Here is a 25,667-nt window from a genome sequence, read left to right on the forward strand (position 1 = left end):
CTCCTTGCCGGCCGTCGTTCCGCAGCGACCTTAAGGCTGGCTTAAGCTGGAAGGCGAGGCTGCGCGGCATCGATCACGATCAAAAGCCTCTGCAGACGCATGTCCTTCCTTCGCAAGATCAGCCTCCCGGCGCTTCTGTGCCTCCTCGCCCTGCTCGCGTTTCGCCCGGCGGCGGGTGCCACTCCTGCTCCGGCAGAACAGGTCCTCACGCTCACGGCCGAGCGCGATGCGACCGGCATGCTCATGCTGCGTTTCGGGGCAGCGCCGGGAAACTACCTTTATCGCGACAGCCTCAGCGCCAAGCGCGAGGGCAAGCCGCTCACCCTCGAAACGCCTGCCGGCGAGGAGAAGGACGATCCGAATTTCGGTCGGGTCGAGATCTACCATGGCAGCGTGGTCGCGACTCTCGCGGCGGCGCCGGCCACCGGCACGATCGAGATCGGCTATCAAGGCTGCGCCGAGCAGGGCGTCTGCTATCCACCCCAGGCCCGCACCCTGGATCTGGCGACACTCGCGATCGGCAAGGTTCGGCTCGGCTTGGGCGGAAGCAGCGAAAACGCTGCCGTTGAGCCTACGGTGTCCCCGCCGGCAGCACCAGCCGCCACCGAGGACGGCCTTGCCGACACGCTTGGCGGGAACGTCGTCCTCATGCTCGGGGCTTTCCTCGGCTTCGGCCTTTTGCTGTCGCTGACGCCCTGCGTCTTCCCGATGATCCCGATCCTCTCAGCGATGCTCGCCGGCGCGAGCGGCGAAGGCAGGCTCTCCCCGACGCGCGGCTTCATCCTCTCGGCGAGCTATGTGCTGGCGATGGCGGCCGCCTACGGGCTCGTCGGTCTCGCGGCCGGCGCGACCGGCGCCAATCTGCAAGCTGCCCTGCAATCGCCCTGGGCGCTCGGGCTGGCGGCCTCCCTGTTCGTCGCCCTGGCGCTGGCCATGTTCGGCCTTTACGAGATTGCCCTGCCTCCGCAACTGGCTAACCGCCTGCCCGGACGTGGCGGCTCGGTCATGGGGGCAGCACTGCTCGGCTTCGGCTCGGCGCTTATCGTCGGGCCCTGCGTGACGCCGCCGCTCGCTGCCGCGATGCTCTACGCCGTCCAGACGGGAGAGGCCGCGCGTGGCGCGGCGACCCTGTTCGCGCTGGGGCTCGGCATGGGCTTGCCGCTCATCGTCGCCGGCACCTTCGGCACCCGCCTCCTGCCGAAATCCGGGCCGTGGCTCACGAAGGTCCGGCAGCTGTTCGGCGTCGTGTTCCTTGCCGTGGCGGTGATGCTCGTCGCGCGCCTGCTGCCGCCTCCAGCCGCACTCGCGCTTTGGGGCTTGGCCGGCCTGGCACTGGCGGCCTTCCTCGGCGGCTTCGACCGCATCGACGGCGGTAGCGGTCCGGCCGCGCGGCTCGGCAAGGCCACAGGCCTCGCGACAGCGGCCTACAGCATCCTATTGATCGTTGGCGCAGCCGGCGGGGCCGGCGACATGCTGCGTCCCCTCGCCTTCATGAGGATGGCATCCGGCCAGGTCGCGAGTGCCTCGGCCCCCTCCGGCATTGCCCGCGTCAGCTCGCCAGCCGCTTTCGAGCGCGCGATAGCGGCAGCGGGCGCGGGCGGACGCCCCACCCTGATCTCCTTCACGGCCGACTGGTGCACGGTCTGCAAATCGAATGAGGCGGCGATGGCAGCGCCCGCGATCCGGGAGCGGCTTGCCACCCTGCCCGCCGTCACGGCCGACGTCACCGTCTACGATGCGGCGAGCCAGGCCTTGATGACGCGCTTTTCGGTGGTCGGCCCCCCGACGCTGTTCCTGCTCGATCCGCAGGGTCGCGAAATCCCCGGCTCACGCCTGATCGGCCCCATCACCGCGCAGGACATCGCCAAGCGGCTGGACCGCGCCGGCATCTGAACCACACGAGGAAGCCACCCATGAAACGCAGAGATTTTCTCACGGCCGCAGCGCTCGGCCTGGCCTTGCCGGCCTTGTCCGGCGGACCCGCCTTCGCCGAGAGCATCGACGTCGACGCCATCCTTCACGACCCCGCCGCGCCGACCGCCGGCAATGCGAAAGGCGATGTCACGATCGTCGCCTTCCTCGACTACAACTGCCCCTACTGCAAGAAATCGGCTCCGGATCTCGACCGCATCGTCCGCGAGGACGGCAAGATCAGGCTGGTCTACAAGGATTGGCCGGTCCTCACCGAGGCGTCCGTCTACGGCGCCCAGCTCGCGCTCGCGGCCCATTACCAGCAGCAATATGACCGCGTTCACCACGCACTGATGGCGATACCGGGTGGGCGCGTTCCCCAGGACAAGATGCTCGCGGCGGTGAAAGCTTCCGGCGTCGGGCTGGAGCAGCTCCAGAACGACCTCAAGGCCCATGCCGCCGACATCACGGCGCTGCTGCGCCGCAATCTCGCCCAGGCGGATTCGCTCGGCCTCCAGGGCACGCCGACCTATCTGGTCGGGCCGTTCCGCACTTCGACGCTCGACTATGCCGGCTTCAAGCAAGTGGTCTCGGATGCGCGCAAGAAGCAGGCAGCCGGTCAGTGATCTTCGCATGACATCGATGCACCACGCCTTCCCAATGCGCCGTGCCGCAATGCGCTGGCTCTGCGTCGCCCTGCTGCCGGTCGCGCTCGCTGCCTGCACTACGACGGGCGCTCCGCCGGCTACTTCCCTCGCCGCACCGAAACCGGTGATCCCGCCCGAGCAGGCGGCCCGCTACGGAGCCCTGCAAGACGAGCCCTTCGCTGTCCCGGCCGTATCGCTTGAGGATCTGAAGCCGCGCTATATGCGACAGCTCGTCGATAACCCGACGGGCCAGCCACCGGGTACCATCGTGGTCGATCCGGGCAAGCGCTTCCTCTACCTGGTCCAGGAAAACGGCAAGGCGTTGCGCTACGGCGTCGGCGTCGGCCGCGAAGGTCTGGCCTGGTCAGGGACCGCCAATGTCGCGACCAAGCGCGCCTGGCCGAGCTGGACGCCGACACCCGACATGATCCGGCGCGAGCCCCGCAGATACGCCCGGTGGGCCGGTGGGATGAAGGGTGGTGCGGACAACCCGCTCGGGGCGCGCGCGCTCTATCTCTTCAAGGACGGCAAGGACACGCTTTACCGCATCCACGGGACCAACGAGCCCTGGTCGATCGGGCAGGCCATGTCCTCAGGTTGCATCCGCATGATGAACCAGGACGTGGTCGATCTTTACGCCCACGTGCGCGCCGGCGCGAAGGTCGTCGTCCTGCCAGCGCGACGGGACGGCGGCGCATGAACCTTGCGCCGAAGGCTCCCCACCGCGTGGCTACTGGCTCTGAAGCTCCCGCAAGGCCGCCTTGACCTTCTCCCGCTTGAACGGAACCGAACGCAGACGGGCGCCGGTCGCGTCGAAGATGGCATTCGAGATCGCGGACGGCACCACCGCCGCGGTCGGCTCCCCCGCTCCCCAGGGCTTCTCCGTCGGCCGGTCGATCAGGTCGATCACCAGCTCCGGCAACTCAGAGAAGCGCAGGATGGGGTAGGTCGCCCAGTCGAGGCTCGTGACCATGCCGCGATCCCAGGTCACCTCTTCCTTCATGGTGCGGCTCACCGTCTGGATGACGCTACCTTCGATCTGCGCCCGTACGCCGTTCGGATTGATGATCTGGCCGCAATCATGGACGACGTAGAGCTTGGTCACGCGCACGTCGCCGAGGGCGCTGTCGACCTCGACATCCGCGGCGATACCGACATAGGTGCGCACCAGCTCGTATTTCACATAGCTGACGCCGCGCCCCTTGAGGATGGCGCCGTTCCGGTCCTTGCGCGGCGACGGGCGCTCCTCCCAGGCCGCGACCTTCCTGAGACGCTCCAGCACCTCCCGACCGCGGCTATCGGCCGGGTCGAGATACTTCAGTCGAAAGGCAATCGGGTCTACGGCGGCAGCCGCAGCGATCTCGTCGAGGAAGCATTCATTGGCGAAGGTGTTCTGCATCCGCCCCGGCGTCCTGATCCAGGATGGCCGCAGCGGCGTCGTCTCCAGCCGATGGCAAACGGTCTTGATGTTCTGGAAGCGATAGGGAATCGCGGAATCGCCGGTGATGCCGCCAGGCGAGAGCAGGTTGTCCTTGGGCTTGCCCGACAAGGTGGCCGCGACGAGATCGACATTGCCGCCGGCGCCCTGCGGAATATGGAATTCGCTTTCCCAGGCCAGGACCGTTCCGGAAGGATCGAGATTGGCGCGCAGGTCGATCAGAGTCGGCGCACCCTTCGGGTCCCAGCCATGCTCGTCCGCCCGCGACCACTGCACACGTACCGGCTTGCCGACGGCCTGGGCCAGCAGGGCAGAATCCGCAGCGGCGTCTTCGTGACCATTGCGGCCATAGCAGCCCGCCCCATCGACATAGATGCAGCGCACGTCCTCCAGTGGCAGCGACAACATCAGCGCGAGCTGCTTGCGCAGATTATGCGTCGCCTGCGACGCCGACCAGCAGGTCAGCTTGCCGTCCTTGAATTCCGAGATCGCGCAGGAAGGCCCGATCGATCCATGAGTATGGATCGCGAAATCATAGGTCGCGGCGAGCTTGCGGCCCTCTCCGGCCATCGCCGCAGCCGTGTCGCCGACCGTGCTGGTGACGTCGTCCTTGACCACTTTGGTCGCCCGGACATGCTCCCAGAGCTTATCCTGTTCGGGCAGCGTCTCAGATTTGGACCACACCGCCTTGAGCTCGCGCGCCGCGCGGACGGCAGCCCATTCGGTCTCGGTCACGACGCCGAGGAAGTCTCCGTCGCGCACGGTCCTGACGAAGCCGGGCATGCCCTTGACCGAAGCCTCGTCGACGCTTTGGAGCTTGGCGCCAAGCGCGGGCGGGCGGATCACTGCGCCGTGCAACATGCCGGGCACGCGCACGTCGTGCATATAGGTGAAGCGGCCCGTCAGCTTCTCGGGGATGTCCCGCCGCGGGATCGCCTTGCCGACGAGCTTGTATTGCGCCGGGTCCTTCGCTGGCGCAGCCGAGTCGAGCTTCAGGGAGAAGGATTGGCCGCCGACGAGTTCAGCGTAGCTCACGCGGCTGCCGCCGGGCGCAGAGACGACACCTTCGACAATCGTCAGCTCGGCCTTGTTCGCGCCAAGCTTCTGCGCTGCGAGATCCAGCAAGGCCGCGCGCGCCGTGGCGGCAGCCTGGCGGATCACCATGCCCGCGACTTGGATCGTCTGGCTGCCATAGGTCGGCCCCTGATCGGGAGTCAGCGCCGTATCGCCCTCGACGATCGACAGCGCCGAGAGCGGAACGTCGAGCTCCTCCGCCACGATCTGCTGCAAGCCGATCCGGACACCCGTACCAAGGTCGACCTTGCCGCTGAACAGCGTAACCATGCCCTTGTCGTCGATCGACAGAAAGCTGTCGACCTGATCGAGAGCGACCGGTTTCGCCACAACGGCAGGAGCTTGCGCCTGCGCCGCATTGCGCGTCACCGGCAGGGAAAAAGCGACCACCAGGGCTCCACCGCCCTTCAGGAGATCGCGCCGCGAGGGCTTGAAAGCGATGTTCATGTCGGCCTCCTCACGCAGCCGCGCGCTTGATCGCGCGCATGATGGCGACATGCGTCCCGCAACGGCAGAGATTGGGCTCCATATGGCTGCGGATCTCTTCCTCGGTCGGATGCGGGTTGCGGTTCAGCAAGGCCTGCGCCTGCATCACCATGCCGGAGATGCAATAGCCGCACTGGGCCGCCTCCTCCTCGATGAAGGCCTGCTGCAGCTTGTTGGGCTTGCCGTTTTCCAGCAACCCCTCCAGCGTCGTGATCTTCCGCCCCTCCACCGCGGCTACCGGCAGCAGGCAGGAGAAGGTTGGCTCGCCATCGACATGCACCATGCAAGCGCCGCACTGGCCGAGCCCGCAGCCGAAGCGCGGTCCGTGCAAGGCGAGTTCGTTGCGGAGCACATAGAGCAGCGGCGTCGACGGATCGGCCACCTCGACCTGCTCCGTCTTGCCGTTGACGTGCAACGAGAACTTCATGGCTGGGCTCCTTCCTTGCGGGCCTTGGCGACCTCCGCCTCGACATCCGTCCAGAGCGGCTGGTCGCTGTAGCGGGCGCGGACATACTGGACCAGCGCCGCGACCTGGGCGTCGCTGAACATGCCGCCGAAGGCCGGCATGTAGGGGCCGCCGTCGCGGCGATAGGATTCGATGCCCTGCAGGACGGCCCGAACGGCGTTGGCCGATCCCGGCGCGTGCACCGCCGTGCTCAGCGGCAGCGGCAGGGCCTGGGAGGGGCCGACCTCGCCCCGACCATTGTGGCAGCGGGCGCAGGCGCCATCGTAAAGCGCAGCGATCGCAGCGGACGATTCAGGCAGCGCCTTGCCTTCGGGTGGTGATGCTGGACCAGCCGCGGGAGCCCCGGCCGAAAGGCTGGCGACATAGGTCGCGATGGCGCGCACCTCTTTCCGCGAGATGCTACCGAGATTCTTCGCGACATCCGCCATCGGACCCGCCGCGACACCGTGCTGACGCTGCCAGCCCGTTGCCAGATAGTCAGCCAGCTGGTCGACGGTCCAGCGATGGGCCTTGATCAGCGAAGCGTCGAGCGGCGGCGCATTCCAGCCATCGGCGACGCCGCCGGCATAGAGGCTTCCTTTCTTCTCGGCCCCGAAGGTATTCCGCGGCGTGTGGCATGATCCGCAATGGCCAAGCCCCTCGACCAGATAGCGGCCACGATTCCAGTCCTCGCCCTTCGCCGGGTCGGGGCGCAGCGGATCCTGATGCAGGAAGAGCAGCTTCCAGCCGGCCACGATCGGGCGGATGTTGAAGGGGAAGCCGAGCTGGTTTTCGGGCACGCGGCTGGAAACGGCCGGCCGGTTCATCAGGAACGCATAGATGCTGCGGACATCTTCGTCGGTGACGAAGGTGAAATGGTCATAAGGGAAGGCCGGGTAGAGCTGCCGCCCCTCGCGATCGACGCCCTCGCGCATTGCGCGCCGGAAGGCTTCTTCCGTCCAGCTCCCGATCCCGGTCTCGCGGTCCGGCGTCAGGTTGCTGGCGTAGATCGTACCGAACGGCGTCGGCAGCGGCCTGCCACCTGACAAGGCCGGCTTACCCTCGGCCGTATGGCAGTCGCCGCAATTGCCGAGCGTCGCCAGATCGGCTCCGCGGCCAATCAGGGTCTTATCGCTTTCGATGCCCGCGCCTTCGGCGCGCGGGGCCAGAGCCGGCCGCCAGATCCACCAGAGCCCTGCGCCGGCCACCACGAGAGCCACGAGCAGGAGAACGGCAACCGCCCTGAAAATCTTCACGTCATGCAACTCCAATTCCGACGCGGGACCCCACGGCCACCAACGGCAGGACCTGGCACCCCTCCCCAACGGGCCGAGGCGTCGCCTTCCGAAAGCGCACAGCGCCCGCCTGTCACGGCATTGGAAAGCTGATGTCAGTTGTACGCGTCACGATTTTAGTTCGTGAAATGAAAAAAGGGCATGGCCGTCCGGCTTCGCAGAAAACAGGCGCGAGAGGCTTTGGTCATCTACGCTCAAGGCTCGACCGGCTGTGGAAAAACAGGCGCGCACGGCTCCAACCAGTGCCGAAGCCCTATCGTCCCCCTTCCCCTCGGACGACAACGGCGCAGCCGCATCCGGAACGGTCACATGCACCAGCAGAGCGCCCATTTCAGTCGCCTGCCCGGATCGTGCGACAGTCCATCCTCCGCAGGCGAGGCAAAACCGATGAACACCACAGCCAGCAGCCCCCCGACAGACCGCAAGCGCGGCTCGGGCGTCAAGCTCGTCTATGACATGCTGCGCGCCGAAATCCTGTCTCTGACATTGCCGCCGGGCAGCCCCGTCGACGAGGTCCAGCTCGCAGAGCGCTTCGGCATGTCGCGCACGCCGATCCGCGAAGCGCTTGTGCGGCTCGCCGGCGAAGGGCTGGTCGAGACGTTGCCGAACCGATCGACCCTCGTCGCCAATATCGACGTGCTGAACCTGAACCCCTTCTTCGATGCGATCACACTGATGTACCGCGTGACGACCCGACTGGCGGCCCAGCACCACCGGCCGGAAGATCTGGAAGCGATCCGAGCGCAGCAAGCCGAGTTCGCGGCGGCGGTCCGGGCGCAGGATGCACTCGCGATGATCGCGACCAACCGGCAGTTCCATGCGGCGATCGCCGAGGCCGGCCGCAACCCATACTACTATGGCCTGTTCACCCGACTGCTCGATGACGGGCGCCGGCTCCTGCGACTGTACTACCAATCCTTCAACGACCGCCTGCCCGAGGAATATGTCCACGAACATGAGGAGATGATCGACGCCATCGCCAATGGCGACATCGCACGCGCCGACACGCTGGCGCGGGCGCATGCCGATCAGATCGTCCGCCAGATCCAGCGTCTCTTCGCCGCCGACAATCGCCAGGACATCCCGCTCTAAGCACCCGATCCATTCAGCACTGGATTTATGTCGACAATTTGCATACTATAAAAATTGTCCGCGCCAGGCGGTCCCGACGGCGTGCCGGTTCGGCTCCAGAATCGTTCAGAGATGGCCCCATGACCTCCGAGATCTTCAAAGGCGTAATCCCTGCCCTGATGACCCCCTGCAAGGCTGACCGCAGCCCGGACTTCGATGCCCTCGTCAGGAAGGGCAAGGAGCTGATCGCGAGCGGCATGACCGCAGCGGTCTATTGCGGCTCGATGGGCGACTGGCCGCTCCTCTCCGACGCGCAACGCATGGAAGGCGTCGAGCGGCTGACGAAGGCCGGCGTGCCAGTCATCGTCGGCACGGGTGCCGTCAACACAGCCTCCGCCGTGGCGCTGGCCAGCCATGCGGCCAAGGTCGGCGCGGCCGGCTTGATGGTGATCCCGCGCGTGCTGTCGCGCGGCTCGTCCGTCGCCGCGCAGCGCAACCACTTCAAGGATATCCTGGCAGCCGCGCCGAAGCTGCCGGCGGTCATCTACAACAGCCCCTATTACGGCTTCGAAACCCGCGCCGACCTGTTCTTCGAGCTGCGCGCCGCCCATCCGAACCTGATCGGCTTCAAGGAATTCGGCGGCGCCGCCGCGATGAGCTATGCGGCCGAGCACATCACCGGCCATGACGAGAACGTCATCCTGATGGTCGGCGTCGATACCTGCGTGTTCCACGGCTACGTCAAATGCGGCGCCGTCGGAGCGATCACCGGCATCGGCAACGTGCTTCCTAAGGAGATCCTTCACTTCGTCGCCCTGACCAAGGCCGCCGCCGCCGGCGATGTCGAAGCTCGCATCCGCGCACAGGAGCTGAGCGAGGCGCTCGAAGTGCTGTCGACCTATGACGAGGGTGCCGACCTCGTCCTCTATTACAAGTACCTGATGGTGCTCGAGGGCAACCCCGAATACGAGCTGCACTTCAACGCGACCGACGCGCTGTCGCCCAGCCAGCGGGTCCATGCGAAGCAGCAGCTCGATCAATTCAAGACCTGGTATGCCGGCTGGAGCCAGCTGCCGGGCGCCGTCCAGAGTTATCGCGGCTGAGAGAGCGGCTTCGACATCACCGCAGCTCGGAGATTGGACGGAGCCGAATGGCGCCATATCCGGATGTCATCGTGATCGGCGCCGGCGTGATCGGCCTCTCTGCTGCCGTCGCGGTGCAAGGGCGCGGGCTGTCGGTCACCGTCCTGGATCGCGAAGGCCCGGCGGCGGGGGCCTCGGCCGGCAACGCCGGCGCCTTCGCCTTCACCGACATCCTGCCGCTCGCCTCGCCAGGCATCCTGCGCAAGGCGCCGAAGTGGCTGCTCGATCCGCTCGGGCCGCTTTCGGTGCCACCGGCCTATGCGCTGCAGATCGCGCCCTGGATGTTCCGCTTCTGGCAGGCCTGCTCTCCTGCCCGCGTAGCTCATTCCACCGCCGCGCAAACGGCCCTGATGGACCTGTCGAAAGCCGAGCTCGAGCCTTTCCTGCACGAGACCGGTACGCTCGACATGCTACGCAAGGACGGCAATCTTCAGGTTTATGAGGGCGAAGCGGAGCTGAAAGCGTCCCTGCCCGGCTGGCGCGCTCGCGAAGAACATGGCATCGCGTTCGAGCATCTCGATGCCGCTGGCATGGCCGCGATCCAACCTGGGCTCGCGCCGCGCTTCACCCACGGCACCTTCACGCCGGGCTGGTATTCAATCGCCGATCCGAAGCTCTACACGCTGGCGCTCGCAGAGCATTTCCAGCGCAAGGGCGGTACGATCGAATGCCTGGAAGTCGACGGTCTGGCGCCGCAGGGCGACGGCATCGCGGTCCGCGGACACGACGGCAGCATCCGCCAGGCCGCGAAGGTCGTCCTAGCCGCCGGCGCCTTGTCGCATCGCATCGCCCGCAGCCTCGGCGAGCCTATCCCGCTCGAAACCGAACGCGGCTACAACACCACCCTGCCCTCCGATGCCTTCGACCTGCGCACGCAAGTAACTTTCGGCGGCCACGGCTTCGTGGTCTCCAGGCTTTCGACCGGCATCCGCGTCGGGGGCGCCGTCGAGTTGGGCGGGCTTGAGCTGGCCCCGAACTTCCGCCGCTCGGAGGCGATGCTGGCCAAGGCTCGCGCCTTCCTGCCCGGCCTCAAGCCCGCAGGCGGCGTGCAGTGGATGGGCTTCCGCCCCTCCCTGCCGGACAGCCTGCCTGCGATCGGCCGGGCGAGCGCCACGCCGCGTGTGATCTATGCCTTCGGTCACGGACATCTCGGCCTGACGCAATCGGCCGGCACAGCAAGGCTGGTCGCAGACCTCTTGACGGATCGGCCTCCCGCCATCGACATCGCTTCCTTTTCCCCGCAGCGTTTCTGAGGGCCCCAACATGGCCAGCCACACCTTCTCCTGCATCGACGGCCACACCTGCGGCAATCCGGTGCGCCTCGTATCCGGTGGCGGGCCACGGCTCGAAGGCGCCAACATGCTGGAGAAGCGGGCGCATTTCCTGCGCGAATTCGATTGGATCCGCACCGGCCTAATGTTCGAGCCGCGTGGCCACGACATGATGTCGGGCTCGATCCTCTATCCACCCACCCGGCCCGACTGCGATGTCGCCGTGCTCTTCATCGAGACCTCGGGCTGCCTGCCGATGTGCGGTCACGGCACCATCGGCACCATCACCATGGGCATCGAGAACGGGCTGATCACCCCGCGCGAGCCGGGCAAGCTCTCGATCGACGCGCCCGCCGGCAAGGTCGACATCAGCTACCGCCAGGAGGGCCGCTTCGTCGAGGAGGTGCGCCTGACCAACGTCCCAGGCTTCCTCTATGCCGAGGGGCTCACCGCCGAGGTCGAGGGACTTGGCGAAATCGTGGTCGACGTCGCCTATGGCGGCAACTTCTACGCCATCGTCGAGCCGCAGAAGAATTTTCGCGACATGGCCGACCACACTGCCGGCGAGTTGATCGGCTGGTCCCCGAAGCTGCGCGCCGCGCTGAACAAGAAATACGAGTTCGTTCATCCCGAGCACGCGCAGATCACGGGTCTGAGCCACATCCAGTGGACCGGCAAGGCGACGAAGCCCGAGGCCCATGCTCGCAACGCGGTGTTTTACGGAGACAAGGCGATAGATCGCTCGCCCTGCGGCACCGGCACCTCGGCCCGCATGGCGCAGCTCGCCGCCAAGGGAAAGCTCAAGGTCGGCGACGAATTCGTGCACGAATCCATCATCGGGTCCCTGTTCAAGGGACGCGTCGAGGCTGCGACCACGGTGGCCAATCGCGAGGCGATCATCCCTTCCATCGCCGGCTGGGCCCGGATGACCGGCTACAACACCATCTTCATCGACGACCGTGACCCCTTCGCTCACGGCTTCGTCGTGACCTGACGGCTTCGCAGACGGCTGCGCCCTAAGCCGGGTCGAGTTTCAGGGCCACGCGCCGAACGGAGATGTCGTCAGGGTCGAGCGTGATCTCGAACCCCAGGTTGCGGCAGAGCGCCAGCATGGGCCCGTTCTCAGCCAGGACCTGGCTGTGGATGCGATGCACCTTCTCGGCCCTGGCCCAGTCTATGATCAGTTCCATGAGCGCTCGCCCGAGCCCGATGCCCTTCAGATCGGAACGCAGCAGGATTGCGTATTCGGCCTCGACATGGCCGGGGTCGGCATGGAGCCGCACGGCGCCGGCCGCCTCACCGGTTCCTTCCTCGATGGCGATGAAGGCCATCTCCCGCGCATAGTCGAGCTGGGTCAGCCGCGCGAGAAAGGCATGGCTGAAGGATTTCAGCGGTGCGAAGAAGCGCAGCCTCAGATCCTCCGGCGTCACCCGCGCCAGCATCGCGCCGGTCAGAAGCTCATCCTCCGGTTTCATCGGGCGAATGAAGAAGCGCCGCTCCCCCAGTGCGAGATGCGATGTCCATGTCGCGGGATAAGGCCGGATCGCCGAGCGACGGCGACGGGCGGGATCGGGCTCCAGCACGACGCGCGCATCCACCGCGACAGCCCCGCTGGCATCTGCGAGGATCGGGTTGAGATCCATCGCGCGGATCTGCGGCAGTTCGCAGGCGATGTTTCCCAATGCCACCAGCACGGCGGCGATGGCCCGCCGGTCGGCTGCGGGAACGTCGCGATAGGCCCCCAGGATGCGGGAGACGCGCGTCCGCGCGATCAAGCCTTCGGCCGAGGCGAGATCGAGCGGCGGCAAGGCGACGTGGGTATCGGCAATCAGCTCGGCCGCCGTGCCGCCTCGCCCGAAAACGACAACCGGCCCGAAGCAGGGATCGACCGAAAAGCCCGCGATCAGCTCTCGTGCCTTGGCGCGATGCGCCATCGGCTGGACCATGAAACCGGTGAGCCGCGTCTCGGGGCGTAGCACGCGCAGGCGCTCGAGCATGCGGCCGGCAGCCTCTCGGACTGCGGGTGCATTGGCGAGGTCGAGCGCGACGCCCTCGACATCCGATTTATGCGCAACATCCGGAGAAACGATCTTCAGCGCGACCGTGCGTCCGGCCGCGAACTGCATCTGTGCCGCTTCGACGGCAGCATCCACGTCAGCAGCGATGACGAAGCCGAGCGTGGGAATCCGGAAGAGGGACAGCAATCGCGCCACCTCGTCCGGCTCGAGCCAGTTGCGACCTTCTCCGAGCGCCGCGTCGACGAGCGCGACCGCAGCGGCGGTGTCAGGCTGAGCGCCGGCGTCGAGCGCCGGCGGCGTCGCCATCAGTTCCTTGAGCAGCCGCGCGTGGCGCGTCAGATGCTGAAAGCCGACGATCGCTTCCTGCTCCGTCGCGAAGGACGGAATGCCGGCAGCGGCAAAGATTGCCGCGATCTCCTCCCCGCCGCCAACCCACACTGCCAGCACGGGCTTACCTGCTGGCGCGGCGGAGCGGGCCTCGGCGACAGCGCGTGCACAATCGGCCGAGTCGGCGGGAACGACCGGCGCATTCAGCGCGAGCACCGCGTCCACATCGTCTGCGGCCAGCAGACGGGCTACCGCCGTGCGATAGTCATCTGCCGTCCGGACGATCTCTGGCTCATGGTTCGGCAATTCCGCACCACCCGCCTGCCGCAATCGCGCCGCGGCAAGTGCCGCAAGGCCATCGCCATTGCTGACGATCGCGAGGCGTCCCGCATCGGCGGCACGGGCGCGCCCGAGCGTCTCGGCAGCCGCAAAAAGCTCGTCGAGGTCATTGACCCGCAGCAGGCCAGCCCGGTGGAAGGCCGCATCGTGCGCCGCGTCGCTGGTGACGATCAGGGCGGAATGCGTCAAGGCCGGCCATGACGGCTCGCGACGGGGCGGCCTCAGGACCAGCACCGGCTTGAGCCTCGCGGCGGCACGAGCCGAGGAGAGGAAGCGCGCGGCATCGGTGACATCGTCGATCGCGAGCAAGATGGTCCGCGTCGACGGGTCGGCGCCAAAATAGTCGAGGCTGTCGGCGATATCGACATCAGCGCCCTCGCCCAGAATGAGAGCTCCCGACAACCCGATGCCACGTCTCGCGGCCCAAGCCAGGATGCCGGCCGCGACGGAGTTGGACTGAGCGACGAGAGCGAGCGAGCCGGCCGCGAGACGCACCGGAACAGCTGTCGCGTTGAGGCCGAGACGTGGTACGGCTAGCCCCAATGACGATGGCCCGATCAGCCTGATCTCGGAAGCCTTCGCCGCGGCCCGCAGCCGCACGCTGTCGGCAGCATCCCCATCGGGCACGAGGAGTCCGGCCCAGCCGCGGCTCGCCACGGCCGCCAATGCCTGCTCCGCAACCGCGGCGGGCGCGATCAGGAGGTCGGCGGGCTGCATCGACGACAGGGGCTTTACGCCGGGAAGCACGACGAGTTCGCCGCGGTACGACCCGGCGCTGACCTGCGTCGCCAACACATCCGTTTCTGGCGAGCCCGCTACCACGGCAATCCGTGCGGGCTCGAGCGCGCGTCTGAGCAGAGCGAGCGTCATCAGTCGGCCGTTTCCATTTTCAGCGGCACCGGCGGATGCACCTCCGGCCGGGGAACCATGACCGCGAATGCCGCCATAGCTTCATGGAAGAGTAGCTCCCGATTTTTGCAGCGTCGCGGCAGATTTGCGAGGGCGAGTGTCATCATCCGCACTGGCGAACCTGATGGCCCGACCCGACCAGCTAGGGTGACGCTACTTGGCTCCGCAATCAGGCGGCGGCCAGCCGCCAAGCATGGAGCAGAGCCGACATGACCACATCCGGATCGGCTGACGGCAAGGCGAGCCGAGTCCACCCTCTATCACCCCATTTGTTGGGGACCTTCGAGAAGAGGTCCGGCCGCAGGCTGACAAAGTGATCCTGCCCGTCCGGGTCCAGGCAAAGATTGGCCGAAAGGCCGTCGGGCGGGACCGTCGCATAGATGCGCCGCACCCTGAAGGCGGTTCGCTCGAAATGCGGCTGCTCGCTGGTGCCCGCAAAAGACAGCGCGATGTCGCGGAAAGCCTCAGCCATCATGCGTCGGTCTCCGTGCCCTTGCTGCCCTTCGCTGCTTTGCGCATTGCAGCCCCGCGCAACGGCAGCGCGCTCATGTCCACTGCGCCTCCGCCATCATGCAGAGCTGGCCGGACTGCCTGGCCGTCCAGAGCTTCAAGCCAACGTCTTCTTCGTCCGCGTGCAGCGCGAAAGCATCGTCGTCAAAGAGCGGAGAGAGACCGCGGAAGTTGAAGCGCTTCGGCGGCGCACCGCGCAATTCGGCAGCGTAGTTGCACAACAAGGCTGCCTGGAGCGGACCGTGAACGATCAAGCCCGGATATCCCTCCACTTCCGTGACATAGCGGCGGTCATAATGGATGCGATGGCCGTTGAAGGTCAGCGCGGAATAGCGGAAGAGCAGCGGCGCCTCGGCCTTCATCGAGCGCCGATGCGTGCCGGGCTCGGCAATCGGCGGCGGCTTCGCGGCGCTTCCGGCGGTGTCGAGGTCGCGGTAGACGATGTCCTGACGCTCCTCCAGCACCAGCGTTCCGTTCGCCTCGACGCGATGCTGCACGGTGACGAAACAGAGGGTGCCGGTGCGGCCCTCCTTCAGCACGACATCCGCGATCCGCGACATGCGCTTTACCGCGTCACCGACCCTGAGGTCACCGTGGAAGATGAAGGCACCGCCCGCCCACATCCGGCGTGGCAATGGCACCGGCGGCAGGAAGCCACCGCGAGCTGGATGACCGTCCGGGCCGAGCACAGCCGTCGGCGCCGCCGGCTGCGCCAGGCAGAAATGGATCAGGCGCGGGACAATCTCGCCCGCCTTCGGCGCCTCGCCCGGACGGTCGAAGGTGGCGTGGTATTTCCGGGCGAGATCGTCGCTGACGATGTCCATTCCGACATCCTCGCGCCCGATCCAGCCGCGAAGATGGGCCATGTCCAGTTTCGTCCCGCCGGTCACGACGCGCGCCTTTCCGATTCTCGATCCTCCAGGGCGGCATGCTCACCGATCGCCGGGACGGGGCCGTATGCGCGCGCATCGCCCATCACGATCGGAGCCGGCGCCGGGACCGAGACCGGCCCGACCTCCGTCTCCACAGCGATCCGGCGCAGATGGGGGTGGGTCGCGAGCGCGGCCATGTCGTTGACCGCCGCGAAGGCGGTATCGGCACGCAGCAGAGCCTCTCGGGCCCCGGCCTCGTCGAAACCGGCAAAGGCTGCGGCGACGATCGCATCGGTCTCGGCACGGTTACGCACACGCTCGACATTGCGGGCGAAGCGGGGCTCGGTCGCCAATTCGGGCTGGGCAAGGAAGCCCGCGCAGAACTTCGCCCATTCCCGGTCGCTCTGGATCGAGATCAGGATCTGCCTGCCATCGCGCGTCAGGAACACGCCATAGGGCGCGATCGAAGGATGGGCGAGACCGATGCGCTGTGGCGGCTTACCGCCTTCCTGATGCAGCAGCGGCACGGTCAGCCAATCCGCCATTACATCGAACATCGAGACGCGGATATCCGCGCCCTCGCCGGTGATGCCGCGCGCGATGAGCGCCTCGAGGATCGCCGCATGAGCGGTGGCGCCTGTCGCAATATCGACGATCGAGAGGCCGACGCGCGCCGGCTCCTGCGGCCCGCCGGTGATCGAGGACAGGCCGGATTCCGCCTGGATCAGCAGGTCATAGGCCTTGCGCTCGGCATAGGGGCCGGTCTCGCCATAGCCGCTGATCGAACAGCAGATCAGACGCGGATGGCTCTGGCGCAGCTGCTCCGGACCGAAGCCGAGGCGGGCGAGCGCGCCGGGTTTGAGATTCTGGACGAGCACGTCCGCCTTGTCGATCAGGCCGCGCAGCATCGCCTTGCCCTCAACCGAGGCGAGATCGAGGACAAGCGATTCCTTGCCGCGATTGAGCCAGACGAAATAGCTCGACTGGCCCTTGGCGACATCGTCATAGCCGCGGGCGAAATCGCCCTCCGGCCGCTCGATCTTGATGACCCGCGCGCCGGCATCGGCCAGGCGCGAGGTGCAAAAGGGCGCCGCGACGGCCTGCTCGACCGCCACCACCATGAGCCCTTCCAGCGGGCGGCGGGTCGTGGTCATCAGAACGACCTCGGCAGGCCGAGGACGTGCTCGGCGACATAGGACAGGATCAGGTTCGTCGAGATCGGCGCGACCTGATAGAGCCGCGTCTCGCGAAACTTGCGCTCGACATCGTATTCGCAGGCGAAGCCGAAGCCACCATGGAACTGGATGCAGGCATTGGCAGCCTCCCAGGATGCCTTGGCGGCGAGGTACTTCGCCATGTTGGCCTGTGCGCCACAAGGCAGGTGTGCGTCGTAGCGCCGACAGGCCTCGAAGCGCATCAGGTTCGCGGCCTCGACCTCGATGAGGCTCTCAGCGATCGGGAACTGCACGCCCTGGTTCTGGCCGATCGGGCGACCGAAGACGACGCGCTCCTTGGCATAGGCCGTGACCTTGTCGATGAACCAGTAGCCGTCGCCGATGCACTCCGCCGCGATCAGCGTGCGCTCGGCATTGAGGCCGGTGAGGATGTATTTGAAGCCCTGCCCCTCCTCGCCGATCAGGTTCCCGGCAGGAATTTCCAGATTGTCGAAGAACAGCTCGTTGGTCTCGTGATTGACCATGTTGAGGATGGGACGGACAGTCATGCCCTTGGCCTGCGCCTCGTGCAGGTCGACAAGGAAGATCGACAGCCCTTCCGACTTCTTCGCGACCTGATCGAGCGGGGTGGTGCGGGCCAGCAGGATCATCAGGTCGGAATGCTGGATGCGGCTGATCCAGACCTTCTGGCCGTTGATGACGTAGCGATCGCCCTTCTTCACCGCGGTCGTCTTGATCTTCGTCGTGTCCGTGCCGGTCGTCGGCTCGGTCACGCCCATCGACTGCAGGCGCAGCTCACCGCTCGCGATCTTGGGCAGGTATTTTCGGCGCTGCTCTTCGGAGCCGTGCCGGACCAGCGTGTTCATGTTGTACATCTGGCCGTGGCAGGCGCCTGAGTTGCCGCCGGCCCGATTGATCTCTTCCATGATGATGGAAGCCTCGGTGAGGCCGAGACCCGAACCGCCATACGCTTCCGGGATCAACGCCGCCATCCAGCCGGCCTTGGTCAGCGCATCGACGAATTCTTCAGGATAGCCACGCGCCTCGTCGATCCTCCGATGGTACTCGGCCGGAAACTGCGCGCAGAGATCGCGGATCGCATCCCTGATGTCCTGATGTTGCTCGTCCGCAATCATGTGCATAGTCGAAGTCCCGCCTGTTCGGCGGACTATGCCCAAATCAGCGCATGGCGGGAAAGAGCCGGGACCGCATGCCACCATCTCGCCGCCGCGGGACATGGGCCCACGGCGGCGAGGGCGGCCAGGTTCAGGCGATCGGAGCGGTCAGCTCGCCGTGCCGGGCTACGATCCTGCCGCGCTTGACGACCGTACGGTCGGCGGGCCGTTCCACGATGGCTTCGGCCAAGGTTTCGCCAGGCAGGATGACCAGATCGGCATCGCAGCCGATATCGAGGCCATAATCGGCGATTCCCATCATCTTCGCCCCCTGGTAGGTGCAGACGTCGAGCGCCAGTTCCATCTCCTCATCCCGGCGGAAATTGTTGCGCAGGCCGACCAGCGTCGCCCGCTCCAGCATGTCGCCCATGCCATAGGGATTCCAGCTGTCGCGGACGCCGTCCGAGCCGCCGGCAATGACGACGCCGGCCTTGAGGCAGGCCATGACCGACGGCGCCGGCGACGCAGCCGGGGCGGTGGTGACGAGCGCGATGCGCTCCTTGGCCAATTCCTCGATCAGCCGGCGCGCATGATCGACATCGGGCATGCCGAGGCAGAAGGCGTGGCTGATCGCCACCTTGCCCTGCATGCCGAGCGCACGCACGCGCTCGAGGATGAGGTCCATCGAGAAGGCGCCCATCTCGCCGCGCTCGTGCAGATGCACGTCGATCGGGCGGCCGTATTTCTGGGCCATGCCAAAGATGGCGTCGAGATGGCCCTTGGGATCGCGGTCGACCGCGCAGGGATCGAGGCCGCCGACGACCTCCGCTCCGAGTGCCATCGCCCGGTCGACCAGTTCGAGCGTGCCGGGCCGGATGAGCAGGCCCGACTGCCCGAAAGCGACGATCTCGACGTCGATCACGCCCTTGAGCCGCTCGCGCATGGCCATGACGCCCTCGATGCCGGCAATGCCGGTTTCGGTGTCGATGTCGACATGACTGCGGATATGAGTCGTGCCCATCTTGACCATCTGGGCGACCAGCCGGCCGGACTGCCGGTTGGCGTCGATGCCGAGCTCGCGGCGGTTGCGACGCTCGGTCTCGATCTTGTCGATCAGGGCCGGCCCGGCCGTGTGGCGCTGCCAGCCCATGCCCCAGAAGCTCTTGTCGAGATGGGTGTGCGCCTCGATCAGGCCGGGGATCATCAGTCGGCCGGCGGCATCGAACACCGCGGCATTGGCTGAGGCGGCAGCCGTCCCGAAAGCCGCGATCTTGCCGTCGCGAAGCAGCATATCGGTCGCCGCACCGCCGGCGGGCCGGACATTCCGGATCAGAAGCTCTTCAGCCATTCGCGTTTCCTCTCTCCAGACCCGGATTGCTGCCGGGCGCGTTGCGTTGTTCTTTGTCGATCCGCCGCCCTTCACGGGCGAACCGCTGCCGGGCTCCCGCCGACGGCGACGTTCATCGAGCGCGCGTAGCCATGCGGGACGAAACGCAGGGACAGGAGCATGACCAGCGCGGCGAACCCGAGATGCATGAGCCAGCCCGCGGCAAAGCCGCCGCTGCGGTCACGCAGGACCGCGACAACCAACGGAGCCATGCCGGCGAGAAGAAAACCGCCGCCCTGCATCAGCGCCGAGAGGGCCCCGGCATCCGCCGGGTTCTCCAGATGGTCGAGCGCGACTACCATCGACAGGGCGAAACTGCCGCCAAGACCGGCACCGACGACAACGCTCCAGCCCAAGGGGGCGAGGTTCGGCCAGAAGGCGATCCCGGCGAAGCCGACGACCTGGAGGCCGAGCGCGAACGTGATCCACGGGCGCCGGTCCTGCCGCCGCGCCGCGAGCGCCGGCATGGCAAGCGCCGCGACGGCCTGGCTCGCGGCCATGACGGCCAGAAGAGTACCGCTGGCCGCGCTGGTCCAGCCGAGCGTTTGATAATAGGGCGCGAGCCAGGCGACGATGGATGAATAACCGCCATTCACGAGCCCGAAGCAGGCCATCAGCAGCCAGGTTCGCGGCCGGCGCAACAACAGGCCCGTCCGCAATGCACCCGCCCGCACGGTGCGCCCGCGCGGCAAGGCGAAGCCTGACAATAGCGCAGCGAGCAGCGCCGGCACGGCGATCCAGGCGAGCCCGACATGCCAGCTTCCGGCCCAATCCGCGATGAGCGGCGAGACTTGTGCACCCAGCGCGCCGCCGCCCATCAGCATGGCCGAGTAGAGCCCCATCACGACCGCGACCTGGCGCGGGAAATGCGCCTTGATGATGCCGGGAAAGACAGCCTGCACCACCGCGACACCGATGCCGCAGAAGGCGGCGGTCGCAATCAGCGCATAACCGTTCTCGACGATGAGGCGCAGGCTCGCGGCTGCGCAGAGGAGGAGAAGCGCGCCGATGACCGCCGCCCGTGCCCCCGCGACCCGCTCGACCCAACTGCCGGCGAGAGCACAGACGCCCATCAGCACCATGGGAACGAGGGTGAAGAGCGCCATGGCCCGAAAATCGAGGCCGGTCGCGTCCTGGATGCGCGCCGTCAACGGCCCGATGCCGGTCAGGAACGGCCTGAGATTTAGGCCGACCAGAACGACGACGGCAAGCAGCAGCAGGCGTGATGGAGCCGGATGGATCTTTCTGGCGCTCATGCAGGCCCGGCCTGCCTCCGCTTCCACTCGGCATAGAGATCAGCGTGCGCCTCCAGGCGGACCGGAACATGGCTGATCTTCATCGACTGCTCGGCGAAAGGCTTCGCCAGATCGGCATAGACCGCCGCCGTGGAGAGGCCGTATGGAGCGCCGTCCTCGTTGGAATAGGCATAGTAGACCTCGCCCACGCCGGCGAGCCGCATCGCGGCTATGCACATCGGACAAGGATGCCCGCTGGCATAGACCGCACAGCCAGCAAGATTGGGCGAGCCGAGCGCCTGGCTCGCGGCACGCAGTGCCATCAGCTCGGCATGGGCCGTGGGGTCATTGGTGCTGAGGATTTCGTTCACGCCGGTCGCGAGAACCGCGCCATCCTTGACGATCACCGCGCCGAACGGCCGGCCGCCGGTTTCCATATTGGCTTCGGCGAGCGCGATGGCCTCGCACAGGAAACGTTGGGCCTCGCTCATGACGGCTCCTTATCGGGCGCCCGCGGCGGTGAGGATCTGCACGATCCGCGCGTAACCACGGCTGCGGGCATGCTGAAGCGGGCCGACGCCTTCGCCGTCGGCAAGGTTCACGTCGGCCTTTGCATCGACCAGCGCCTGAACGATCTGCTGATGCTTCTCGCCGCCCTGGCCGAGGATGATCGCCTCGAGCAATGCGGTCCAGCCGAGCCTGTTGACGTGATCGACGGCGACGCCCGCCTGGATCAGCGTCCGTACGGTCTCGACATGGCCGCGCTCGGCAGCGGGAATAAGAGCCGTGCCGCCGAAGCGATTGGTGCTCTTGAGATCGGCGCCGTGCGCCAGCGTCATCCTGAGGATGTCCAGATGACCCCGCGCGCCGGCATAAAGGTAGGGACTGTCCGCGATATTGTCCTTGGCGTTCACATCGGCGCCGGCCTCGATCAACACTTTTGCGGCCTCGACCCGATTGGCATGGGTCGCGACCAGAAGCGCGGTGCTGCCGCTGCTGTCGCGCGCCTCGATCGCCACGCCCTTGGCGAGCAACATCTTGACCGTTGCGGCGTCACCTTTCGCCGCGGCGGCGTGAAGTTGGGTCTCGGCCATGACTCCTCCGGAAACAATCATCTGAAACAGAGCAGTCACGAGAACAGCAAATGCGCGAATCGCCAAAGATCGGAGCAATTTCGCCTCCTGCAGCGTCCCCGGTGTGGGGCGATCAAATCCGCCCCACCGCGTTGCCCGGCGCCCCTGTCGAACGACCGACACGGCGCTTCACGCGAACCCGAATCCGATATCCCGGAGCCCGGACGCGAGCACCAGCCCAGATCCTAGATAGGGGCACCTACCCCCATATGAAAATTAAATATCTGGATGCACATCAATGAATTTGTGAATGATAAGATCCCTCCCGCACCAGCCCGGCAGGAGGTCACCACCAGCCTCGGTTCACCATGCCCATGCTCGACCCACGCCTTCTGCGCTCCTTCGCGGCGATCGCCGACACTGGCAGCTTCACCCAGGCCGCCGAGCGGCTGAACATGACGCAATCGACCATCAGCCAGCAGCTGGCACGGCTGGAGGAGGCGGTTGGCCTCGAGCTGATCGACCGCGTCGCGCGCCCGGTCCGGCCGACGGCTTCGGGCGAAAGGCTGCTGGGATACGCAAGGCGCATCCTGGCGCTCCAGCAGGAAGCGGAAACGATGCTCGGCGACCCGGCCGGGACGGCCTCGGTCCGGATCGGCGTGCCCGAAGACATCGTTACAGGAACCATGGCGAAGGTCTTCGCCAATTTCACCCGGCAACACCGCGAGATCCGGCTCGACGTCTTCGCCGGCCTCAGCCGCGACCTAACCAAGCGCTATCGCGCCGGCGAGCTCGATATCGCCGTTGTCAAAGAGGCATCCGCCAGCGCCGACCACCGCGCCACCTTCCCGGAGCCCATGGCCTGGTTCGAGGGCGCGGATGCACCCGCGACCTGGCCGGACCCGCTGCCGCTGGTCGCCTTTCCGCCCGGCGGGCTCTATCGCGAGGCGATGTTCGAGCGGATCGAGCGGGAGCGGCGGCGCTGGTACATCGCCTTCTCGGGAAGCAGCCTCTACAACGTGCTCGTCGCGGTCGAGGCCGGACTCGGGCTGTCGCTGCTGCCGATGGAGGCCGCCGCCGGCCGGCGCCTGCGCCCCTACGCTCCCTTTGGCAAGGAGCCTGCGATGGTGACCTCGATCTATTCCTGGGAGAAGAGCGGACCCGTCGCCGAGCTGGCCGAAAGCATGAGCGCGATTCTGGCCGAGCGGTTCAGCAGCGGCGCACGACGATAGACGTCGCCTCAACAACATGCACATATCCAATAGTCTGCATTGGATAATTTAATTTGCGCATGCAGCGCACCGCATCATGATCGCTCCCCAACAAGACCGAATAACGGGGAGGAAACACCATGAGGATGAGAAGGCGCGACGTTCTGAAGCTTGCCGCCCAGTCGGCGGTATTCGCCCAATTGGCTCCGATCTTCACGGCACCGGCCCAGGCCGCCGGCAAGAAGGAGCTGCGCTATATTCCCGAAGCCGACCTGAACATCCTCGACCCGGTCTGGAGCACCTCGACCATCGTCGCGGTCTACGGCCATATGGTGTTCGACACGCTCTACGGCTTCGACAAGGACTATAATGTCCATCCGCAGATGGCGGAGGGCCATGTCGTCTCCGAGGACAAGCTGCAATGGACGGTCAAGCTGCGGGACGGCCTGCAATTCCATGATGGCCAGCCGGTGCTGGCGAAGGACTGCCTTGCCAGCATCCAGCGCTGGGGCAAGCGCGACTTCATGGGCAGCGCCCTCCTCTCCGTGGTGGAGACGCTGACCGCGCCCGACGACCGGACGCTCCAGTTCAAGCTCAAGAAGCCGTTCCCGCTGCTGCCGATGACGCTCGCCACCAGCGGCTCGAACATGCCCGCCATGATGCCCGAGCGGCTGGCCAAGACCTCCCCGAACGAGCAGGTCCGCGAGAGCATCGGCAGCGGCCCCTACCGCTTCGTCAAGGAAGAATGGGTCTCCGGCTCGAAAGCCGTCTTCGAGAAATTCGCCGGCTACAAGCCACGCAGCGACTCCTTCCCGCCCTCCTACACGGCCGGGCCGAAGATCGCGCATTTCGACCGGGTCGTCTGGCATATCATCGCCGACGCCTCCACCGCCGCCGCCGCGCTTCAGGCCGGCGAGGTCGACATCATCGAGATGGTCGGTGCCGACTTCCTGCCCGTGCTGAAAGCTGATCCCAACATCAAGCTCCTGCCGCGCACCACGCCCAATTTCGCGATCATGCGCTTCAACCACCTGCAGCCGCCCTTCAACAACCCGGCCATCCGGCAGGCGCTGCTGAAGGCCGTCGACCAGCGGGCGATCATGGCCGGCACGTTCGGCGAGGAGAATGCGGCGTTCTGGCAGTCCGGCGTCGGCTTCTTCAGCCCCGATTCACCGATGGCAACCACTGTTGGCCTCGAGGCTTTCACCAGCCCGCGCGATCTCAAAAAAGCCGCCGAGGAGATCAAGACGGCCGGCTATAAGGGCGAGCCGGTCGTGGTGCTCGATCCCGTCGACTACCCCTGGACCCATCCCTGCACCTTGCTCGCGGCCGACACGCTGAAGAAGGTCGGGCTGAACGTCGATATCCAGGCGATGGACTGGGGCACGCTGATGCAGCGGCGCCAGAGCCAGGAGCCCGCGGACAAGGGGGGCTGGAACGTGTTCCTCACCGCGCTCTCCGGCATGAGCAACTTCAACCCCGTCGGCCATATCGGCTTGCGCGGCAACGGCAAGGACGCCTGGGTCGGCTGGTCCACCGCACCGCGCCTCGAAGAGCTACGCCAGCAATGGCTCGATGCCCCGGACGAAGCCACGCAGAAGAAGATCTGCGAGGAGATCCAGAAGCAGGCGCTGATCGATGTCCCGTACATCCCGCTCGGCGCCTTCGCCACCGTGAGCGGGTACAGGAACAACCTGACCGATATCCAGCTGCAGCGGCCGCTCTTCACCACGATGAAAGCGCAGGGCTGAGCGGCAGATGCTGTCTCACATCCTTCGCCGCCTGGCCGCCTCGTTGCCGGTCATGGCCTTCGTCGCGCTGTTCGTCTTCGGGCTGCTCTACCTGGCGCCCGGAGACCCGGCGGCGCTGATGGCCGGCGACCAGGCCACGGCGAGCGACATCGCGCGCATTCGCGCCACGCTCAAGCTCGACGATCCGTTCCCGATCCGCTTCGGGAACTGGATCTGGAGTCTGCTGCATGGCGATCTCGGCCTGTCGATCTTCACCAACCAGCCGGTCGCCAAGATGATCGTGCAGCGGCTGGAACCGACCTATCTGCTGATGCTGATGACGCTCGTCATCTCGGTCGCCCTCGCGCTGCCCATCGGCGTCATCGCGGCCTGGAAGCACAACAGCTCCAAGGATCGCATGGTGATGATCTTCGCCGTGCTCAGCTTCTCGGTGCCGTCCTTCGTCGTCGGCTACCTGCTCGCCTTCATCTTCGGCCTCTCGCTGCGGTGGCTGCCGGTGCAGGGCTATGTACCACTGTCGAACGGCATCTGGCCGGCTGTCCGAAGCCTGATCCTGCCGGCGCTGGCGCTCGGAAGCGTCTATATCGGGCTGCTCGCCCGCATCACCCGGGCGACCATGCTCGAAGTGCTCCAGCAGGACTATGTCCGCACCGCCCGCGCCAAGGGCGTCGAGAACCGCAAGCTCCTGTTCAAGCATGCGCTCAAGAACTGCTCCGTGCCGATCATCACAACCATCGGCAGCGGCGTCGCCCTGCTGATCGGCGGCGCGATCGTCACCGAGACCGTCTTCGCCATCCCCGGCCTCGGCCGCCTGACGGTCGATGCCATCCTGCGGCGCGACTATCCCGTCATCCAGGGCGTCATCCTGCTGTTCAGCTTCATGTACGTGCTGGTGAACCTGCTGGTCGACATGCTCTACACCGTCTTCGATCCGAGGATCCGCTATTGACCGCCCTTTCCTCTCC

The 25,667-nt window shown here is 66.5% G+C and carries 22 protein-coding genes; 10 read left to right on the forward strand and 12 right to left on the reverse strand.

All coding sequences use genetic code 11. The features are described from left to right. Positions 1–99: 99 nt before the first annotated feature. The 3 genes from dsbD to CE453_RS24400 are packed head-to-tail and all read left to right on the forward strand — an operon-like array spanning position 100 to position 3,258. A complete protein-coding gene (gene dsbD / locus CE453_RS24390; protein ID WP_089176938.1) occupies positions 100–1,893 on the forward strand; it encodes a protein-disulfide reductase DsbD in 1,794 nt (597 codons plus the stop codon). Positions 1,894–1,913: 20 nt separating this feature from the next. Continuing rightward, the gene (locus tag CE453_RS24395) at positions 1,914–2,537 is read left to right on the forward strand and encodes a DsbA family protein (protein ID WP_089176939.1); all 624 of its coding nucleotides are present in this window, start codon (positions 1,914–1,916) and stop codon (positions 2,535–2,537) included. 7 nt (positions 2,538–2,544) lie between these two features. Then, a complete protein-coding gene (locus tag CE453_RS24400) occupies positions 2,545–3,258 on the forward strand; it encodes a L,D-transpeptidase (protein WP_349236631.1) in 714 nt (237 codons plus the stop codon). A 30-nt stretch (positions 3,259–3,288) separates the two neighbouring features. Here CE453_RS24400 and CE453_RS24405 read toward each other — a convergent pair whose 3' ends face one another. From CE453_RS24405 to CE453_RS24415, 3 genes are read right to left on the reverse strand one after another with little or no spacing between them, the layout of a single operon-like run. Continuing rightward, complete coding sequence (locus tag CE453_RS24405; RefSeq protein WP_089176941.1) at positions 3,289–5,517, reverse strand: xanthine dehydrogenase family protein molybdopterin-binding subunit; 2,229 nt, start codon at positions 5,515–5,517, stop codon at positions 3,289–3,291. Positions 5,518–5,527: 10 nt separating this feature from the next. Next, entirely contained in the window at positions 5,528–5,983 is a 456-nt protein-coding gene (locus tag CE453_RS24410) for a (2Fe-2S)-binding protein (protein WP_089176942.1), read from the reverse strand. Further along, entirely contained in the window at positions 5,980–7,257 is a 1,278-nt protein-coding gene (locus CE453_RS24415; protein WP_089178127.1) for a c-type cytochrome, read from the reverse strand. The genes CE453_RS24410 and CE453_RS24415 overlap by 4 nt, the downstream gene beginning before the upstream one ends. 426 nt (positions 7,258–7,683) lie before the next feature. Between CE453_RS24415 and CE453_RS24420 the strand changes: the two genes are divergently transcribed. The 4 genes from CE453_RS24420 (at position 7,684) to CE453_RS24435 (ending at position 11,774) form a co-directional block, all read left to right on the forward strand. Then, positions 7,684–8,388, forward strand: a complete 705-nt coding sequence (locus CE453_RS24420; RefSeq protein ID WP_089176943.1) for a GntR family transcriptional regulator — start codon at positions 7,684–7,686, stop codon at positions 8,386–8,388. A gap of 119 nt (positions 8,389–8,507) precedes the next feature. Further along, entirely contained in the window at positions 8,508–9,470 is a 963-nt protein-coding gene (locus CE453_RS24425; RefSeq protein ID WP_089176944.1) for a dihydrodipicolinate synthase family protein, read from the forward strand. Between the two features lie 47 nt (positions 9,471–9,517). After that, a complete protein-coding gene (locus CE453_RS24430; RefSeq protein ID WP_089176945.1) occupies positions 9,518–10,762 on the forward strand; it encodes an NAD(P)/FAD-dependent oxidoreductase in 1,245 nt (414 codons plus the stop codon). A 10-nt stretch (positions 10,763–10,772) separates the two neighbouring features. Further along, on the forward strand, positions 10,773–11,774 hold the full coding sequence (locus CE453_RS24435; RefSeq protein WP_089176946.1) for a 4-hydroxyproline epimerase: 1,002 nt from the start codon (positions 10,773–10,775) through the stop codon (positions 11,772–11,774). A gap of 22 nt (positions 11,775–11,796) precedes the next feature. Here CE453_RS24435 and CE453_RS24440 read toward each other — a convergent pair whose 3' ends face one another. From CE453_RS24440 to CE453_RS24480, 9 genes are all read right to left on the reverse strand, one after another. Further along, positions 11,797–14,334, reverse strand: a complete 2,538-nt coding sequence (locus tag CE453_RS24440; RefSeq protein ID WP_089176947.1) for a bifunctional acetate--CoA ligase family protein/GNAT family N-acetyltransferase — start codon at positions 14,332–14,334, stop codon at positions 11,797–11,799. A gap of 208 nt (positions 14,335–14,542) precedes the next feature. Further along, positions 14,543–14,848, reverse strand: coding sequence for an MmcQ/YjbR family DNA-binding protein (locus CE453_RS24445; protein ID WP_089176948.1), 306 nt, complete (start codon positions 14,846–14,848; stop codon positions 14,543–14,545). 70 nt (positions 14,849–14,918) lie between these two features. Next, positions 14,919–15,749, reverse strand: coding sequence for an HTD2 family dehydratase (locus CE453_RS24450; RefSeq protein ID WP_089178128.1), 831 nt, complete (start codon positions 15,747–15,749; stop codon positions 14,919–14,921). Positions 15,750–15,769: 20 nt separating this feature from the next. Continuing rightward, positions 15,770–16,909, reverse strand: a complete 1,140-nt coding sequence (locus tag CE453_RS24455) for a CaiB/BaiF CoA transferase family protein (RefSeq protein WP_089176949.1) — start codon at positions 16,907–16,909, stop codon at positions 15,770–15,772. Next, positions 16,909–18,072 carry an acyl-CoA dehydrogenase family protein gene (locus tag CE453_RS24460; RefSeq protein WP_089176950.1) on the reverse strand — a complete coding sequence of 388 codons (1,164 nt, stop codon included), beginning with the start codon at positions 18,070–18,072 and terminating at the stop codon, positions 16,909–16,911. Before CE453_RS24460 ends, CE453_RS24455 begins: the two co-directional genes overlap by 1 nt. A 124-nt stretch (positions 18,073–18,196) precedes the next feature. Next, a complete protein-coding gene (locus CE453_RS24465) occupies positions 18,197–19,393 on the reverse strand; it encodes an amidohydrolase family protein (protein ID WP_089176951.1) in 1,197 nt (398 codons plus the stop codon). A 71-nt stretch (positions 19,394–19,464) separates the two neighbouring features. Further along, entirely contained in the window at positions 19,465–20,688 is a 1,224-nt protein-coding gene (locus CE453_RS24470; RefSeq protein WP_089176952.1) for a cyanate transporter, read from the reverse strand. Continuing rightward, the gene (locus CE453_RS24475) at positions 20,685–21,158 is read right to left on the reverse strand and encodes a nucleoside deaminase (RefSeq protein WP_089176953.1); all 474 of its coding nucleotides are present in this window, start codon (positions 21,156–21,158) and stop codon (positions 20,685–20,687) included. The genes CE453_RS24470 and CE453_RS24475 overlap by 4 nt, the downstream gene beginning before the upstream one ends. Before the next feature lie 9 nt (positions 21,159–21,167). Then, entirely contained in the window at positions 21,168–21,761 is a 594-nt protein-coding gene (locus tag CE453_RS24480; protein ID WP_198302419.1) for an ankyrin repeat domain-containing protein, read from the reverse strand. A 347-nt stretch (positions 21,762–22,108) separates the two neighbouring features. Here CE453_RS24480 and CE453_RS24485 point away from each other — a divergent pair, with 347 nt between their 5' ends. The 3 genes from CE453_RS24485 to CE453_RS24495 all read left to right on the forward strand — a co-directional run bounded on the left by CE453_RS24485 (position 22,109) and on the right by CE453_RS24495 (position 25,651). Continuing rightward, on the forward strand, positions 22,109–22,972 hold the full coding sequence (locus CE453_RS24485) for a LysR family transcriptional regulator (RefSeq protein WP_248307867.1): 864 nt from the start codon (positions 22,109–22,111) through the stop codon (positions 22,970–22,972). Positions 22,973–23,097: 125 nt separating this feature from the next. Then, the gene (locus CE453_RS24490) at positions 23,098–24,702 is read left to right on the forward strand and encodes an ABC transporter substrate-binding protein (RefSeq protein WP_089176955.1); all 1,605 of its coding nucleotides are present in this window, start codon (positions 23,098–23,100) and stop codon (positions 24,700–24,702) included. A 7-nt stretch (positions 24,703–24,709) separates the two neighbouring features. Next, the gene (locus tag CE453_RS24495) at positions 24,710–25,651 is read left to right on the forward strand and encodes an ABC transporter permease (protein ID WP_089176956.1); all 942 of its coding nucleotides are present in this window, start codon (positions 24,710–24,712) and stop codon (positions 25,649–25,651) included. The last annotated feature ends 16 nt before the right edge of the window (positions 25,652–25,667 follow it).

The organism is Bosea sp. AS-1 (genome assembly GCF_002220095.1).
In the GTDB taxonomy this organism is placed as follows: domain Bacteria; phylum Pseudomonadota; class Alphaproteobacteria; order Rhizobiales; family Beijerinckiaceae; genus Allobosea.